We start from the raw sequence: 16,186 nt of genomic DNA on the forward strand, positions 1-16,186 counted from the left end.
ATGCTGCACTGCATCGAATCGAGCGTGAGACGCGTGGCCTGCACGTGTCGCCGAAGGGCGGGTTTCAAGCAGGACGGCGCGCATTATCCGGGATCGCCCCGGCAACGTGCCCAGACAGGAAGGACGCCATCGGCGACCTTCCTGCCGATGCATGGATCAGGGATCCATGCACAGATTCCAGCGCAGGCACTCCTCGTACCGGACATAGCATTCGGATTCGTCCAGGTCGCCGGCACGGACGCATTGCAGGTATTCCCAGTAACAGTTGCCGCAGGAGTAGAAGGGCTGTGCCTGCGTGACGCTCGATGTCAGCAGCATCGTGGTCGCGAGCGTGGCCAGCATGACGCGCAAGTGCTTCATGTGAAGATTCCTTTCTTGAGAGAAAGCCCATTCGTGCAGGGCGGGATCCACGGAATTGAACAGCCGGGAACGGCTGGACCGTCCTTGTGGTGCAAGTCGCGGAATGTCTTGCATGCACCCGTTGCGTGGCTGGGCAAAAGGCAAGCCAATCCGGCAGGAAGAGCTCCGCAGCTGGAACGATGGTCGATGCGAGCCGTCCAGTCCCCTGTCCCTGGGCTTGGCCGAAGACGCTTCCGTCGCTATGGCTTCGAATGCTGCTTTCCCTGCGGCGCGTACTCTAGCGCGGCAGGTCATCCGGTTTTGCAGGTTGGCTCACGGTTCAGGACAGGCGTCCAGGGCGATCACTCGAAATAGGCGCGGATCAGCGTGTTGAGGTGCACGCGCTCGGCGTCGCGGAGGAAAGGGGCCAGCAGCATCATGACCTGGACGATCCCCTGGCGGATCGCGACCTGTTCGTCGCGGTCGCCACGCGCGGCGGAGTAGTTGAGCCAGAAGGTCGACAGCACGAGGATGTTGGTCGCGGCGGCGTCGAGCTCGTCCGCGGAGGCGCGCATCACTTCCGCCTGGCACAGGCCGCGCATCACGATGTGCGCGCGGTCGTCGGCGCGCTTGAGGATGCGCGCGAAGCGCATGCGCATGCGCCGGTTGCGGCTGAGGATCTCGACCAGGTCGCGATAGAGGAAGCGGTAGTCCCAGATGCACTCGAACACGAGATGCAGTTGCAGCCAGATGTCCTCCAGCTGGGGCAGCCGGCCCGAGGGCGAGGCCAGCGCGTTGTCCATCCGCTCTTCGTAGCGCGCGAAGAGCTGCTCGATGATGTCGTCCTTGTTGCGGAAGTGGTAGTACAGGTTGCCCGGGCTGATCTCCAGCTCGTCCGCGATATGGTTCGTGGTGACGTTGGGCTCGCCCTGCGCGTTGAACATCGCAAGCGAGGCATCGAGGATGCGCTGTCGTGTCTGCTTCGCCATGCCGGCGGGTTTCCGGGCGGGCTTCCGGGTGGGGCTGGCGGAAAGGTCAGCCAACGAGCTTCTTCACCAGGTCGACGTATTTCTTCATGGCGTCGTCCTTCGCCGTGCCCTTGAGCTTGGCCCAGGCTTCGTACTTTGCCGTGCCGACGAAATCGAAGAAGCCCGGCTTGTCGCCGTGGACGTCGCCCTCGGCACCCTGCTTGTAGAGGGCATACAGGCGCAGCAGGGTCTCGTTGTCGGGACGTTCGGACAGGCCCTGGACGTCCTTGGCGGCTTGCTCGAACAGCTTCTGCAGATCGGACATGGTTTCGATTCCTCCGTCGATGCGGCATGACAGCATGGGCCGGGCCGGCGGGTCAATACGATGCCGTCCGGCGTCCGGGTGGTCCGCGCCAGGACGCCTCGCCGGACCCTACGGCGCCGGATTGTTCTTGCCCGCCGGCTCTGGCAACGTAACCGCTTCGGACCGCGCCGCGGGCCTGATCCCAATGAGGGCAAGGATATGAGCTATTTCGTGACTGGCGCCACCGGGTTCATCGGTCGCTACCTCGTCGGCAACCTGCTCAAGCGCAAGGGCACGATCTACGTGCTGGTGCGCAAGGATTCGCAGAAGAAATTCGATGCGCTGGCGAAGAAACTAGGCTGGGATCCCAAGCGCGTCGTCGCGGTGCACGGCGACATGACCGCCGCGAAATGCGGCGTCACCGCCGCCCAGCTCAAGATCCTGGCCGGCAAGGTGAAGCACTTCTTCCATCTCGCCGCGATCTACGACCTCACCGCCAGCGCCGACAGCCAGCGCAAGGCGAACGTCGACGGCACCCAGAACGCGCTCGACCTCGCGGCGGCGGTGGGCGCGGGCTGCTTCCACCACACCAGTTCGATCGCGGCGGCAGGCCTGTATCCCGGCATCTTCCGCGAGGACATGTTCGACGAGGCCGAGGGCCTGGACGATCCCTACCTGCGCACCAAGCACGATTCCGAGGGACTGGTGCGCCGCGAGAAGCGGATCAAGTGGCGCATCTACCGTCCGGGCATGGTCGTCGGCCATTCGCAGACCGGCGAGATCGACAAGATCGACGGGCCGTACTACTTCTTCACCCTGCTCAAGAAGATGCGCGAGATGCTGCCGCCGTGGATGCCGATGCTGGGCATCGAGGGTGGCCGGATCAACGTGGTGCCGGTGGATTTCGTCGCCGATGCGATGGACCACATCGCGCACAAGCCCAAGCTCGACGGCCACTGCTTCCACCTGGTCGATCCCGAGCCGATGCGCGTCGGCGAGGTGCTGAATACGTTTGCACGCGCCGGCCACGCGCCGGAGATGACCATGCGCCTGGATGCGCGCATGTTCGCCTTCGTGCCCAGCGGCATCCGTGGCGCGGTCGGCAGCCTGCCGCCGGTGAAGCGCTTCGTCGGCATGCTGCTGCGCGACTTCAAGATCCCGAAGGAAGTGCTGAAGTTCATCACGTACCCGACCCGTTTCGACAATCGCGAGACCGAGCGTGCGCTGAAGGGCAGCGGGATCGCCGTGCCGCGCCTGGAAACCTACGCTTGGCGCCTGTGGGACTACTGGGAGCGCCACCTCGACCCGGACCTGTTCATCGATCGCAGCCTCAAGGGCAAGGTCAAGGGCAAGGTCGTCGTGATCACCGGCGGCTCCTCGGGCATCGGCCTGTCGAGCGCGCAGCGCGTCGCCGAGGCGGGGGCCACCACGATCATCGTCGCGCGAGGCGAGGAGGAACTGTTCAAGGCGCGAGACGAGATGAAGGCGAAGGGCGGCAAGGTCTTCGCCTACACCGCCGACCTGGCGGACATGGCCGATTGCGATCGGCTGGTCGCGACCATCCTCAAGGAGCACGGCCATGTCGACATCCTGGTCAACAACGCCGGTCGTTCGATCCGTCGTTCGATCGAGCTGAGCTACGACCGCTTCCACGACTTCGAGCGCACCATGCAGCTGAACTACTTCGGCTGCCTGCGCCTGATCATGGGCTTCATGCCGACGATGGTGCAGCGCCGGAAGGGTCACATCATCAACATCAGTTCGATCGGCGTGCTGGCCAATTCGCCGCGGTTCTCGGCCTACGTCGCCTCGAAGGCGGCGCTGGATGCCTTCAGCCGCTGCGCGCAGGGCGAACTCTCCGGCAAGGGGATCAGTTTCACGACGATCAACATGCCGCTGGTGCGCACGCCGATGATCGCACCGACCAAGATGTACGAAAGCGTGCCGACGCTCAGCACCGACGAGGCCGCGGACCTGGTGGTCAAGGGCATCATCGAGAAGCCGAGCCGCATCGCGACCCGACTCGGCATCTTCTCGGCCTTGCTCAACGCGGTCGCGCCGAAGGCGTACGAGGTCATCATGAACACCGCGTTCGAGCTGTTCCCGGATTCGGCTGCGGCCAAGGGCGACCGCAAGGCGCTGAAGGAAGAACAGCCCAGCCAGGAGCAGATCGCCTTCGCCGCACTGATGCGGGGCGTGCACTGGTAACGCCCGGTTTCCCGGCGACGCAAACGCGAAAGGCAGCCGCGAGGCTGCCTTTCGTTTTGCCGCAAGCGACGCGCGGCGAATAAAAGAAACCCGTCGATCGGAAGCCGTGAGGGGAGGGGAGCGACGGACTTCGTGCGGGATCGACGGGTCAAGCGGCAGGATCGCTGCCGAAGGGACGTCGCTTGCGCGACGAGAGAGAGATGGTTGCGGGGGGAGGTCAGGCGTCCTGCGACTCGCTGGCGGCGACCTTGGCCTTGCGCGGCGCGCGCTTGGTGGCCTTCTTCGCCGGGGCCTTTGCGGCCTTCGGTGCCTTGGCTGCCGGCTTGCGCTTGGCGGTCGGCGCGGCGCCGCCCTGGCGACGAAGTTCGGCAGTCAGGGCCTCGACGCGATCGCTCAGGTCGTTGAGGTCTTCGCGGCTCGGCACGCCGAGCTTGACCAGCGCGCGCTGGACGCGGTCCTCGAAGACCTTTTCCAGCTTGTCCCAGGTGTCGGTGGCGCGCTCGCGGGCCTGGCCGACGCGGTTCTCGACGGCGTCGCGGACCACTTCGGCGCGACCGCCGGCGAACTTGCGCACGGTCTGCTCCAGACCCATGCCTTCCTTGACCAGGCCTTCGAACAGCTTGGTGCCTTCGGCCTGCGCGCGGGAAAAGGCGCCGACGCCGGCGAGCCAGATCTGCTGTGCGGATTCGCTGAGGGACTTGGACAGGCGCTCGGCTTCGGCCTGCGATCCAGCGGTCTTGCCTGCGGTCTTGGCGGTGGTCTTCTTCGACGCGGTCTTCTTGAACTTGGCCATGTGCCCTCCGAGCGGGCAAGTGATCGATTGCGCAACAGAATGCGCGTCATGTCTAGAGTATTCACACGAGGTTGCGCGCATGCGACAGCACCCGCCGACGACGTGCGCGGCGGGCGTGGGCGTGGCCGGTGAAGCGTCGCGGGATGCGTCAGCCGCGTTTGCGCTTGCGGATCAGGTGTTCGGTTTCGTCCAGCGCGCGGCGCAGTTTCGCGGTGGTGTCGGTACTGCGCGGCGGTGCGGTGCCGAGGCCGGTGAGCACGGTGCGATGGCGATCTTCCAGGATGTCGTGGCGCAGGCGGATGCCGTGCGCGGCGAGCACCGGCTCCAGGGATTCGGCGCGCTTGCGCAGGTCCTGAAGCGTGTTGCGGTAGCCCAGCTGGCAGAGCCTGCGACGGTTGCCGAAGCTGAAGGCGTTGGTGAAGAACATCTCGCCGTCGTTCGCGTTGGGCTCGAAGATCAGCTGGTCGATGTCGGGGTATTGCTGGGCGTACTTCGCCAGCCCGACCTGCATGCGCGACTGCAGCAGGGTGCGGAACGTCTGCGACATCACCGCCGGCAGGCCGCCCTGCCAGATGCGGTGCGGGTCGATGTCGCCCTGGCGGCCGGCATCGCTGTCGACCTTGGTGGAGTCGAACGGCACCAGCGGATTGATGCCGATCAGCAGGTCCACGCCGCGCTCCAGCAGTACCGAAGCGTGCATGGTCCGGCGCAGGGCGCCGTCGACATAGTGCCGGCCGCGGACTTCGACCGGCGGATACAGGCCGGGCAGGGCGGCGCTGGCCTGCACGGCCTTGGAGATCGGGATGTCGCGCCAGTCCTCGCCACCGAAGCGGACGGCCTCGCCGCTGTCGAGGTCCACCGCGACCACGAACAGCTCGCGTTCGAGCTTGCGGAAGTCGTTGGTGCGGCCCCGCCGGGAGAAGATCTCGCGCAGGAAGCGCTCGACCTCGCTGTTGTCGAACAGCCCGGTGGGGACGACGCTGCCGAAGCGGACCATGAAGTCCGAGAGCCGCGACTCGCGCGGGCTCAGCAGGCTGGCCCACCAGTCGAAGGTCAGCCGCGGCAGGGCCGAGGCGCGGCGCAGGTATTCGAACACCGCCGGGCGCAGGAAGGTCTCGGGCCGGAATCGCACGTCGTCGCTGTCGCCGGTGATGAAGATCCGGCACATCTCGGCGGTGGTCATGCGGTTGACCAGTCCGGCGGCGAGGAAGGCACCGCTGCTGACGCCGACGTAGCAGTCCATCCGGGTCAGGTCGACACCGTCGAGGGCTTCGTCGAGCGCGCGCAGGGCGCCGAGTTCGTACATGGCGCCGATCGGGCCACCGCCGGCGATGGCCAGGCCGATGCGGGCGGAGGACGGGGCGGGGGTGGCGGATTTGCGGCGGCCCGTGCGGGCCGGCGCGGTGCGCCGGGTGGCGGCGTGGAGTGAGAGCATGCAGGCAATACGGAAGAGTCTGGTCGAGTGTAGCCCAAAGCCCGTTCATGGACCGTTGCGCTGCATCAAACCCGCACGGCCCGCCGGATCGGACGATCGTCCTTGTTCCGGCGCCGGCTCGCCCCGATCATCGAAGCATGAAGATCGTCACGCCCGACCTGGCCCACGGTCGCCGCCGGCTCGACAAAGCGGACCTCGCCGCCGCGCTCCGCCGCCGGCTGGGCTGGCACCAGCGGATCCACGACCGAACCTTCGAACCGCGCAACGACCTGCGCTGGCTGCCGATCCTGCGCCGCTGGCAGGCGGCCCGCCTGTCGAGGAGCTTCGAGGCCTTCATGGCCGATCCGAAACGGCGCGGTGCGGCCGAATTCTTCCTGACCGACCTGTACGGCGACCAGGATTTCAGCCGCCGCGATGCCGATATCGCCCGGGTGGTGCCGAAGATGCAGCGCCTGTTGCCGCAGACCCTGCTGGAGACGCTGGCCGATGCGATCGAGCTGGGCGCGCTGACCCATGCCTTCGACCTGCGCCTCGCCGAAACCCTGCAGCGGCTGGCGCCGCGCCGTACCACCCTCGACGACGAACTCTACGGCCGCGCCTACCGCGAGGTGGGCATGCCGCGCCTGCGCGCGCACCAGATCGACCTGATCGTGGTCGCGGGCTACGGTCTTGGCCATGCCTTGCGCACCCGGGGCGTGGCCACGTTGCTGGCGGTGCTGCGCGGTCCCGCGCGTGCGGCCGGGCTGGGCGAACTGCAATCCTTCCTGGAGCGCGGCTTCGGCGCCTACGCCAAGCTCGACGACGTGGGCGAGTTCATCGCCGACATCGAGCGCAGCGAGCGGGAAGTGTCGCGTCGCCTGTTCGCCGGGCATCCCCGGCCGTTCGAACCGCTGCCGGACGCACATCCGCCCGGGGAGACGGGGCGCGACGTGCGGCGCATGCGCAACCGCTGACGCGCTGACTCAATTGAAACGTTCGTCCAGCACCCGGCGGATTTCCTGCTCGATCGAGTCCTTGAACATCGCCACGAGGAAGCCGAGCTTGGCGGTGACATGCAGGTCCTTGGGCGACAGCGCGATCCGGCCGTCGACGCCGGACCGGTTGAAGTGCAGCGTGTCGCCGTCCCAGTGCCATTCGAAATCGAAGCGCTCGGCGAGCTTCTCCGCGACTTCCTCGATCGCCTTGCGCGCCTTGGGCAGTGGCAGCGAATGCGGGTGGCGGATGTCGATACCGGACATGGGGGCTCCTGATCAGGCGTATTTCGGATGGCCCGCGAGTCTAACGCCACTCCGCTTGTCGAATCGACCTTCGTCCCCTTCAACGGCGCGGCATGCATGTTAGATTGCGTGCCGATGGAAGGCCTGAAGCTCCGGTTCCCCGAACACCACCACCCCGAAATGCCGCTGGGTCCCGGCGTGCATGGCATCGGGCGCATCGGCGATACCGTCGGTCTGGTCGGCACGGGCGAGGGCGATGCGCCGGCGATCCGGCTCTACGTCGATCGTCGCGGCGTGTGGATGACGGTCGCCGACGGTGCGCGCGGCATCCATGTCAATGGCCGCCCGGTGCAGCGCATGGCCATGCTCCGTCTGGGCGATGCGATCTATCTGGACGGCGTCGAAATGGTGCTGGCGTCGATGCGTCGCGTCGAGCCGCTGCCCGATGCCCTTCGCCACGTGCCCGGCGAATTTCGCGGCGACTGCCGCGTGGTCGTGCGCGGCGTGGGCGGTCGGCACCACGGACGCAGCTTCACCCTCGAGGCGCCCAGGCTGGTCGGACGCAGCGACGAGGCGGACATCCGCATCGACGACCCCGATTTCGCCGAGCGCCACGCGCGCATCGAGATGATCGGCAACCGCATCGTGCTGCGCGACCTGGGCAGCGGTGACGGCAGCCTGGTCAATGGCGAGGCGGTGCGCGATGCCGTGTTGGCGCCGGGCGATCAGATCGTGTTCGACCTGCACCATCGTTTCGTGATCGAAGCGCCTTCGGTCGCCACGCCGCAGCCGCCCAAGCCGGCCGAAGATCCCGACGGCATCGAACTGCCGCTGGCGCCCGCGCGCCGTCGCGGCCATCGCCTGCCGTGGCTGCTGCTGGCGGCCCTGATGCTCGCCGGCGCGATCTCGGCCCTGCTGCTGCTCGGCGGCGACTGAACCAAGACGGGCCGGTCAGGCCGAGCCCGGCTTCTTCGAGGGCGCCTTCCGCCATCGCCACCACAGCCGCCAGCCCAGCAGCACGGCGAGGATGCCCGCGTACAGCGCCGGCTCGCGGATGTCGGACTTCACCAGCCACCAGAAATGCAGCACGGCCAGCACGGCGATGGCGTAGACCAGCTTGTGCAGGCTCGCCCAGCGCTTGCCGAGGCGACGGATCCAGCCCGTGGTCGAGGTCACCGCGAGCGGCACCAGCAGCAGCCAGGCTGCGAAGCCGACGGTGATGTACGGTCGTTTCACGATCTCCTCGAAGATCTGCAGCCAGTAGCCGCGCAGGTCCAGCACCAGATAGGCCGCCAGGTGCAGGCTCGCGTAGGCGAAGGCGTACAGGCCGAGCATGCGCCGGAAGCGGATCACCACCGGCTGGCCGGTGAACTGGCGCAGCGGCGTCACCGCGAGCGCGATCAGCAGGAAGCGCAGGGCCCAGATGCCGAGGCGGTGTTCGATCTCCGCCACCGGGTCCGCGCCCAGTGCGTCGCTGCCGGTGCGGTACACGTCCCAGAACTGCCAGGACAGGATCGCCAGCGGCGTCAGGCACAGCGCATGCACCAAGGTCTTGACGGCGATGAACCGCCCGGAAGCACCTGCCATCAGAACCATTTCCTCAGGTCCAGCCCCTTGTACATCCCCGCCACCTGCGGCGCGTAGCCGTTGAACAGGCGGGTCGGGATGCGTTCGGCGAACAGCTTGCTGGCGCTGCCGCTGATGCGGCGCTCGGTCTTCTGGCTCCAGCGCGGGTGGTCGACGTCCGGATTGACGTTGCTGAAGAACCCGTATTCCTCGGGCTGCAGGTCGTTCCACGCGGTTTTCGGCATGGTCTCGACGAAGCGGATCTCCACGATCGACTTGATGCTCTTGAAGCCGTACTTCCACGGCACGACCAGGCGCACCGGTGCGCCGTTCTGTTGCGGCATGGGCTTGCCGTACAGGCCGGTGGCGAGCAGGGTCAGCGGATGCATGGCTTCATCGATGCGCAGGCCTTCGCGGTAGGGCCAGTTGATCGAATCCACGCGGACGCCGGGCATCTGCTTCGGGTCGGCGAGGGTGGTGAAGGCCACGTACTTGGCCTTCGAGGTCGGCTGGAAGCGCTTGAGCACATCGCCCAGTGGCACGCCCAGCCACGGGATCACCATCGACCAGCCTTCGACGCAGCGCAGGCGGTAGATGCGCTCCTCTGGCGTCAGGCCCTTGATCAGGTCCGCCAGTTCGAGCTTGCCGGGCTTCGCGCATTCGCCGCCGACGACGACGGTCCACGGCTTTGTGATGAGGGTCTTGCGCGCCCGCGCCGGGTCGGCCTTGTCGGTGCCGAACTCGTAGAAGTTGTTGTAGGTGGTCACGTCCTCGTAGCGCGTCAGCTCCTCGTCGGTGCGGAAGCCGGACCTGGCCTGCGCCTTCGCCTGCGCCGGCGTCAGCGCGCTCTTCGGCGGTGGCGGCGGCGGTTCGGCCTCGGCGCATCCGGACAGGGCCAGGGTCGGCGCGGCGGCGAGCAGGCCGAGCAGGCGACGACGGTCGCGGTAGACCGCTTCGTCGGTGATCTCGCTGGGGGGGATGCGCAGGGCGTCGCGAATGGAGCGGGACTGGGACATGGAAACTCCGTGGACAGGGAATGCCGGCGGCCGATGTGCGGGAGGCAGCATCGCATGGCGTCACGGTGCTTGGAGGTGGATACCGTGCCTCCGGTTGCGCGTGTCGCGCATGCCGTTGCAGGCATCGTTCACCTTGCCGCCGACGATGGGCTTGCCGATGTGGTTTCGCATGAAACGGTTACGTATGGAACCGTTCCGGGCATGAGCAGGGACGGGGCTGGCGGCTGAAAGGATGCGCGTGATCGGCAAATGGCGAATCGGCATTTGCCGGATGCACACAACGATGGTGCGCTGCGGCATACTCGGGGACCCTTTCGCCAGACCATGGAATTCCCGATGTCGCGCGCGTTCAACTTCAGTGCCGGTCCCGCCACCCTGCCCGAGAGCGTCCTGCGCCAGGCCCAGGACGAGATGCTGGAGTGGCGCGGTTCCGGCGCCTCGATCGTCGAGCACAGCCACCGCGGCCCGGAATTCATCCAGGTCGCCGCCGAGGCCGAAGCCGACCTGCGCACGCTGATGTCGATTCCCGAGGACTACGCGGTGCTGTTCCTGTCCGGTGGCGCGACCACGCAGCAGGCGCTCATCCCGCTCAACTTCGCCGCCGCCGGCCAGACTGCCGATTACGTGGTCACCGGCCACTGGGGCAAGACCGCGATCAAGCAGGCCAAGCCGTACGTCGCCGTGAACACCGTCGCCAGCAGCGAAGCCGGCGGTTTTCGTGACATTCCCGCGCGCGGCGAGTGGCAGCTGTCGAAGGACGCGGCCTATGTCCATATCACTGCGAACGAAACCATCCACGGCGTCGAATTCCGCGACACGCCGGACACCGGCGACGTACCTCTGGTCGCCGACTTCAGCTCCAGCATCGCCTCGGAACCGGTCGATGTGTCGAAGTACGGCGTGATCTATGCTGGCGCGCAGAAGAACCTCGGCCCGGTCGGCATCACCGTCGTCATCGTGCGCCGCGACCTGCTGGAGCGTGCGGGCCAGAACCGTGCCGACATCTTCAACTACGCCTCGCACCTCAAGGGCGAGTCGATGCTCAACACGCCGCCGACCTGGAACTGGTACATGCTCGGCCTCAACATGAAATGGATGCTGGCCGAAGGCGGTGTCGCCGAGTTCGCTCGCCGCAATGCCGAGAAGGCCGCGCTGCTGTATTCGGTGATCGACGGCTCCGGCGGCTATTACCGCAACGAAGTCGCCGCTGCCGTGCGCTCGCGGATGAACGTGCCGTTCTTCCTGCACGACGAAGCGCTGGACAAGCCCTTCCTGTCCGAAGCCAAGGCCGCTGGCCTGATGGCGCTGAAGGGCCACCGTGCCCTCGGCGGCATGCGCGCATCGATCTACAACGCGATGCCGGTCGAAGGCGTGAAGGCGCTGGCCGACTTCATGAAGGACTTCCAGCAACGCCACGGCTGATCGGTCGCACGGCCGGTGCGCGCGATGCGTACCGGCCCGGCCCTGCAGCGGTGGATCGACGAGCGGAATGCCGCGTCCACCCCGGCGACGGCGGTCCGCACCCACGACGAATCCATTCTCCATTCGTACAACCGAGGGGCGCCGACAGCAACGCCGGCGCAGCACAGCGATGACCACCGACAAGCGCCGGACGCCGGCCAAGGCAGCAAAGACCGCGACGGGCACGGCCCGAAGCGTCACGAAGACATCATCCGCGAAGACGGCTGCGAAGACGGTTGCGAAGCCTTCCGCCAAGGCCGCGCCGGTCGCCGCGGTGAAGGAGCGCAAGCAGGTCGACATCCCGGTCGACGCCCAGGGCAAGCCCGACCTGCTGTCGGTGCGCGCGCAGATCGACGGCATCGACCACGAGATCCAGTCGCTGATCGCCGAGCGCGCGCTGTGGGCGCACCAGGTCGGCAAGGCCAAGGGCAAGCTCGCTGCCGCCGTCGACTACTACCGCCCCGAGCGCGAGGCGCAGGTGCTGCGTCGCGTGGTCGACCGCAACGAAGGCCCGTTGTCCGACGAAGTGCTGGTGCGCCTGTTCCGCGAGATCATGTCCGCCTGCCTCGCCCAGCAGGAACCGCTGAAGATCGGCTTCCTCGGCCCGGAAGGCACCTTCTCGCAGCAGGCGGTCTACAAGCACTTCGGTCATTCCGCGAAGGCGCTGCCGCTGGCGACCGTGGAGGAAGTGTTCGACGAAGTCGCCGCTGGCCATGCCGATTTCGGCGTCGTGCCGGTCGAGAACTCCGGCACCGGCACCATCCAGTCCACGCTCGACCTGTTCCTGACCTCGCCGCTGATGATCTGCGGCGAGGTCGAGCTGCGCGTGCACCAGTACCTGCTGTCGCGCACAGGCCACATCGAGGACATCGAGCGCGTCTACTCGCACGCGCTGTCGCTGGCGCAGTGCAAGGCCTGGCTGCGCCAGAACCTGCCGAAGGTCGAGAAGCACGCGATGGTCAGCAATGCGGAGGGCGCGCGCCGCGCGCGCAATTCCGACGATGCCGCCGCGATCGCCGGCGAGAACGCCGCGCACGCCTACGGCCTTAAGGTCGTCGCCGGGCCGATCGAGGACCGCGACGACAACACCACGCGCTTCCTCGTGATCGGCCGCAGCTCGTTCCCGCCCTCGGGCAACGACCGCACCTCGCTGCTGGTATTCATTCGCGACCAGCCCGGTGCGCTGTACCGCATTCTGGAACCGCTGGCGCGGCGCATGATCAGCATGAACCGCATCGAATCGCGTCCCGCCCACGGCAAGCTCTGGCAGTACGCCTTCTTCATCGACGTCGCCGGCCATGCCGAGGAAGCGCCGCTGAAGGACGCGCTGGCCGAGATCGACGAATTCGCCGGCGAAGTGCGCGTGCTGGGCTCGTATCCGGTGGCGGTGCCCTGACGTCAACCGAAATACGTACGTCATCCTCGCGCAAGCGAGGACCCATGCATGGTCATGATGGTGCCCGGGTTCCTGCTTTCGGGGGAATGACGACAAAGAAAACGACGACGATCCAATCGCCTTCTTTCCTGCAGCGACGCCCGCGAACGACACCATGTCATCGACGCATCCCGACGAAAGTTTCTTCTCCTCGCTCGCCCAGCCCGGCATCCAGCGCCTGCGCGCCTACGATCCCGGACACGACCTCGTTGCGTTCCGGCGCCGATTCGAAGGGCGCTTCCTGGTAGAGCTCGGTTCGAACGAGAACCCCTACGGCCCGAGCGCGAAGGCGAAGGAAGCCGTGCTCGGCACGATCCACGACAGCTTCCGCTATCCCGACCCGTTGGGCGGCGACCTCAAGCGCGCTCTCGCGGCGAAGCACGGCGTCGAGGCCGCGTCGATCCTGCTCGGCAACGGTTCGCACGAGCTGCTGATGCAGTTCGCCCAGGTGTTCGCGGGACCGGGCGCGGATGTCGTCGCCTCGAAGTACGGGTTCGCGGTCTACGCCATCGCCGCACAGGCCGCCGGCGCGACCCTGCATGTCGCGCCCTGCAATGCCGACGATCACGCGATGCCGCGCGGCCACGATCTCGACGCCATTGCTGTGACGATCACGCCGACCACGCGACTGGTCTACATCGCCAATCCGAACAATCCGACCGGGACATGGTTCGGTGCCGATGCGTTCGCAGCGTTCATGGCCAAGGTGCCCGCGGACGTGCTGGTGGTGGTCGACGAGGCCTATGCCGAATTCGTCGACGCGCCGGAATGGGCATCCGCCCTGTCGCTGATCCAGACGCATCCGAACCTGGTCGTGACCCGCACCTTCAGCAAGGCCTATGCGCTGGCGGGGCTGCGCGTGGGCTACGCGATCGCCCATCCCGGGCTGATCGCGGTGATGGAGCGCGTGCGCGAAAGCTTCAACGTCAACAGCGCCGGCCTGGCAGCGGCGGAGGCTGCGCTGGGCGACGACGAACACCTGCGCTGGGTGGTCGCGCGCAATGCCGAACAGCGCGCCTCGCTTGCCGAAGCGCTGCGCGCGCGCGGCTTGATGGTGTTCCCGTCGCAGACCAGCTTCCTGCTGGTGAAATTCGCCGAGCCGGGCGACGAGGCGCGGGTCGCGCGCATCGACGCGGCGCTGATCGACGCCGGCGTGGTGCTGCGGCCGATGGGCGGCTATGGCCTCGGCCACTGCCTGCGGATCACGGTCGGCAATGCCGACGAGAATCGCCGCCTGCTGGCGGAACTGGACAAGGTGCTGGCATGAGCGGTGGCGAACAAGGAAAGGATGCAGGGATGAAGGATTGGATCGTCGCGCCGGGCGCGCCGCTGTCGGGACGCATCCGCGTGCCGGGCGACAAGTCGGTGTCGCATCGCGCGATCATGCTCGCCTCTCTGGCCAATGGCGTATCGCGCATCGACGGCTTCCTCGAAGGCGAGGACACGCGGGCGACGGCGGCGGTGTTCCAGCGACTCGGCGTGAAGATCGAATCGCCGTCCGCGCAGTCGCGGATCGTGCATGGCGTCGGTCTGCAGGGCCTGCGCGGCAGCGTCGATGCGCTGGATTGCGGCAACGCCGGCACCGGCATGCGCCTGCTCGCCGGCGTACTGGCCGGGCAGGCATTCGACAGCACCCTGGTCGGCGACGCTTCGCTGTCGAAGCGACCGATGCGCCGCGTGATCGACCCGCTGTCGAAGATGGGTGCACGGATCGACAGCGAAGAGGGCGGCCTGCCGCCGCTGCGCATCCACGGTGGCCAGGCGCTGACCGGCATCGACTACACGCTGCCTGTGGCGAGCGCGCAGGTGAAGTCCGCGCTGCTGCTCGCCGGCCTGTACGCGGAGGGCGAGACCATCGTCCGCGAGCCGCATCCCACCCGCGACTACACCGAGCGCATGCTGTCCGCGTTCGGCTGGCCGATCGAATTCGAACCCGGCTTCGCGCGCGTGCGCGGCGGCGCCGATGGTCGTCATGCGCTGCGCGCGACCGATGTGTCGGTGCCGGCGGACTTTTCCTCGGCGGCGTTCTTCCTGGTCGCGGCCAGCGTGATCCCGGGTTCGGACCTGCTGCTCGAAGCGGTCGGCATGAACCCGCGCCGCACCGGACTGCTGCAGGCGCTGCGCCTGATGGGTGCGGACATCGAGGAATTGAACGTGCGCAAGGCCGGCGGCGAAGCCGTGGCCGACCTGCGTGTGCGCTTCGCACCGCTGCGCGGTATCGACGTGCCCGAGGGCATCGTCCCGGACATGATCGACGAGTTCCCGGCGCTGTTCATCGCAGCGGCCTGTGCCGAGGGCGTGACCCGCGTGCGCGGCGCGGCCGAGCTGCGAGTGAAGGAATCCGATCGCCTCGCCACGATGTCCGCCGGCCTGCGCCAGCTCGGCATCCGAGTCGACGAAACGCCCGACGGCGCCGACATCCATCCGGGCCCGCTGCAGCCTGCAGCCGATGGGAGCACGCGGATCGACAGCCACGGCGACCATCGCATCGCGATGTCGTTCGCGATCGCCGCGCAGCGTGCAGAAGCGATGTTCGTCGTCGGCGACATCGCCAACGTCGCGACCTCGTTCCCGGGCTTCGACAGCCTTGCGCGCGACGTCGGGTTCGGCCTGCGCGACGCCTGAAGCCGCGCAGGTCGGGTGGGCCTCAGCGCCTCAGCGCTTGGCTTCGGCCTGCTTCAGCACTTCGCCGATCGCCGGGGACCAGACCGTCCAGGTGTGGCCGCCGTCGCGGACCAGCACCTGCTCGGCGGGCAGGGCCGGGGCAAGCAGCGGCACCGCGTTGCGCAGGCGGTCCTTGTCGCCGTAGGCCAGCCAGAAGCGCTTCGACTGCGCCGGATCGCGGGACACCTTCTGGATGTGGCGCCAGATCTCGCGCTGCCAGGTGTCGTCGTTGACCTCCTGCGGCGGGCCGGCGTCCCACTTGGCGATGCCGCCGGCGTCGCCGATCTCGCGCAGCAGCTTGCGGTCGCCCAAGTACGGCGCCAGCAGCACCAGACCGTCCATCTCGCCGGGACGCAGGCGGTCGTAGAGCAGGACGCCCATGCCGCCCATCGAGGCGCCGGCCAGCCAGACCTCGCGGTAGCCGCGCTGGCGGGCGGGAACGACGACTTCGTCGTGCAGCCGTTCCGGTGCGCGGCCCTGCATGTAGTAGCCGAGGGTCAGCTCGGCGAACAGCACGTCGGCATCGGGCCAGGCGCCCTGGATGGCGGCGGCCATGCCGCTGTCGCGCAACGCGGGCAGGCCGTCGGCGCGGCCGGGCAGCACGATCACCAGGCGCTTCGCCGGCTGCGGCGCGGGCACCAGCAGGGTGGGGATGGTCTTCGAGGGATCGCTCGGCGGCAGGCAGCCGGCCAGGGTCAGCATCAGGGCGATCAGTGCGATCAGGGCGAACGGCTTGTGTCGCATGGAACGATCTCCTCGGTCAGGTGACGCACCTACGCG

General features: G+C 67.6%; 17 protein-coding genes. 7 read left to right on the forward strand and 10 right to left on the reverse strand.

Annotated features, from left to right (window positions below; all coding sequences use genetic code 11):
- Positions 1–156: 156 nt before the first annotated feature.
- From ACFQ0E_RS14540 to ACFQ0E_RS14550, 3 genes are all read right to left on the reverse strand, one after another.
- Positions 157–360 carry a hypothetical protein gene (locus tag ACFQ0E_RS14540; protein ID WP_386825003.1) on the reverse strand — a complete coding sequence of 68 codons (204 nt, stop codon included), beginning with the start codon at positions 358–360 and terminating at the stop codon, positions 157–159.
- Between the two features lie 341 nt (positions 361–701).
- Positions 702–1,328, reverse strand: a complete 627-nt coding sequence (locus tag ACFQ0E_RS14545; RefSeq protein WP_386825005.1) for a TetR/AcrR family transcriptional regulator — start codon at positions 1,326–1,328, stop codon at positions 702–704.
- Positions 1,329–1,374: 46 nt separating this feature from the next.
- The gene (locus ACFQ0E_RS14550) at positions 1,375–1,632 is read right to left on the reverse strand and encodes an acyl-CoA-binding protein (protein WP_386825006.1); all 258 of its coding nucleotides are present in this window, start codon (positions 1,630–1,632) and stop codon (positions 1,375–1,377) included.
- Between the two features lie 198 nt (positions 1,633–1,830).
- On the opposite strand from ACFQ0E_RS14550, the gene ACFQ0E_RS14555 reads away from it, so the two are divergent.
- The gene (locus ACFQ0E_RS14555) at positions 1,831–3,819 is read left to right on the forward strand and encodes an SDR family oxidoreductase (protein ID WP_386825007.1); all 1,989 of its coding nucleotides are present in this window, start codon (positions 1,831–1,833) and stop codon (positions 3,817–3,819) included.
- Between the two features lie 217 nt (positions 3,820–4,036).
- Here ACFQ0E_RS14555 and ACFQ0E_RS14560 read toward each other — a convergent pair whose 3' ends face one another.
- Positions 4,037–4,612, reverse strand: coding sequence for a phasin family protein (locus ACFQ0E_RS14560; RefSeq protein WP_386825009.1), 576 nt, complete (start codon positions 4,610–4,612; stop codon positions 4,037–4,039).
- 148 nt (positions 4,613–4,760) lie between these two features.
- Positions 4,761–6,047 carry a patatin-like phospholipase family protein gene (locus ACFQ0E_RS14565; RefSeq protein ID WP_386825011.1) on the reverse strand — a complete coding sequence of 429 codons (1,287 nt, stop codon included), beginning with the start codon at positions 6,045–6,047 and terminating at the stop codon, positions 4,761–4,763.
- A gap of 137 nt (positions 6,048–6,184) precedes the next feature.
- Between ACFQ0E_RS14565 and ACFQ0E_RS14570 the strand changes: the two genes are divergently transcribed.
- A complete protein-coding gene (locus tag ACFQ0E_RS14570) occupies positions 6,185–7,000 on the forward strand; it encodes an FFLEELY motif protein (RefSeq protein WP_386825013.1) in 816 nt (271 codons plus the stop codon).
- A 9-nt stretch (positions 7,001–7,009) separates the two neighbouring features.
- Here ACFQ0E_RS14570 and ACFQ0E_RS14575 read toward each other — a convergent pair whose 3' ends face one another.
- Positions 7,010–7,285, reverse strand: coding sequence for a polyhydroxyalkanoic acid system family protein (locus tag ACFQ0E_RS14575; protein WP_386825015.1), 276 nt, complete (start codon positions 7,283–7,285; stop codon positions 7,010–7,012).
- 114 nt (positions 7,286–7,399) lie between these two features.
- Between ACFQ0E_RS14575 and ACFQ0E_RS14580 the strand changes: the two genes are divergently transcribed.
- Positions 7,400–8,200, forward strand: a complete 801-nt coding sequence (locus tag ACFQ0E_RS14580) for an FHA domain-containing protein (RefSeq protein ID WP_386825017.1) — start codon at positions 7,400–7,402, stop codon at positions 8,198–8,200.
- Between the two features lie 15 nt (positions 8,201–8,215).
- On the opposite strand, the gene msrQ is transcribed toward ACFQ0E_RS14580, so the two are convergent.
- Genes msrQ through ACFQ0E_RS14595 form a run of 3 tightly spaced genes read right to left on the reverse strand, consistent with a single transcriptional unit; the run spans position 8,216 to position 10,146 of the window.
- Complete coding sequence (msrQ, locus tag ACFQ0E_RS14585) at positions 8,216–8,851, reverse strand: protein-methionine-sulfoxide reductase heme-binding subunit MsrQ (RefSeq protein WP_386825018.1); 636 nt, start codon at positions 8,849–8,851, stop codon at positions 8,216–8,218.
- Positions 8,851–9,846, reverse strand: coding sequence for a protein-methionine-sulfoxide reductase catalytic subunit MsrP (gene msrP, locus ACFQ0E_RS14590; RefSeq protein ID WP_386825020.1), 996 nt, complete (start codon positions 9,844–9,846; stop codon positions 8,851–8,853). Before msrP ends, msrQ begins: the two co-directional genes overlap by 1 nt.
- Positions 9,847–9,906: 60 nt before the next feature.
- Positions 9,907–10,146: a hypothetical protein gene (locus ACFQ0E_RS14595; protein ID WP_386825021.1), complete on the reverse strand. Its 240-nt coding sequence runs from the start codon at positions 10,144–10,146 to the stop codon at positions 9,907–9,909.
- A 36-nt stretch (positions 10,147–10,182) separates the two neighbouring features.
- On the opposite strand from ACFQ0E_RS14595, the gene serC reads away from it, so the two are divergent.
- The 4 genes from serC (at position 10,183) to aroA (ending at position 15,367) form a co-directional block, all read left to right on the forward strand.
- Positions 10,183–11,268, forward strand: a complete 1,086-nt coding sequence (serC, locus tag ACFQ0E_RS14600) for a 3-phosphoserine/phosphohydroxythreonine transaminase (RefSeq protein WP_386825023.1) — start codon at positions 10,183–10,185, stop codon at positions 11,266–11,268.
- A 169-nt stretch (positions 11,269–11,437) separates the two neighbouring features.
- Positions 11,438–12,703: a prephenate dehydratase gene (pheA, locus tag ACFQ0E_RS14605; protein ID WP_386825025.1), complete on the forward strand. Its 1,266-nt coding sequence runs from the start codon at positions 11,438–11,440 to the stop codon at positions 12,701–12,703.
- Between the two features lie 154 nt (positions 12,704–12,857).
- A complete protein-coding gene (gene hisC / locus ACFQ0E_RS14610) occupies positions 12,858–14,009 on the forward strand; it encodes a histidinol-phosphate transaminase (RefSeq protein ID WP_386825027.1) in 1,152 nt (383 codons plus the stop codon).
- A 29-nt stretch (positions 14,010–14,038) separates the two neighbouring features.
- Positions 14,039–15,367 carry a 3-phosphoshikimate 1-carboxyvinyltransferase gene (aroA, locus tag ACFQ0E_RS14615; protein ID WP_386825029.1) on the forward strand — a complete coding sequence of 443 codons (1,329 nt, stop codon included), beginning with the start codon at positions 14,039–14,041 and terminating at the stop codon, positions 15,365–15,367.
- Between the two features lie 30 nt (positions 15,368–15,397).
- On the opposite strand, the gene ACFQ0E_RS14620 is transcribed toward aroA, so the two are convergent.
- Entirely contained in the window at positions 15,398–16,150 is a 753-nt protein-coding gene (locus tag ACFQ0E_RS14620) for an alpha/beta hydrolase-fold protein (RefSeq protein WP_386825031.1), read from the reverse strand.
- Positions 16,151–16,186 lie beyond the last annotated feature (36 nt).

Source organism: Lysobacter brunescens (assembly GCF_042677005.1).
GTDB classification, from domain to species: Bacteria; Pseudomonadota; Gammaproteobacteria; order Xanthomonadales; family Xanthomonadaceae; genus Lysobacter_I; species Lysobacter_I brunescens.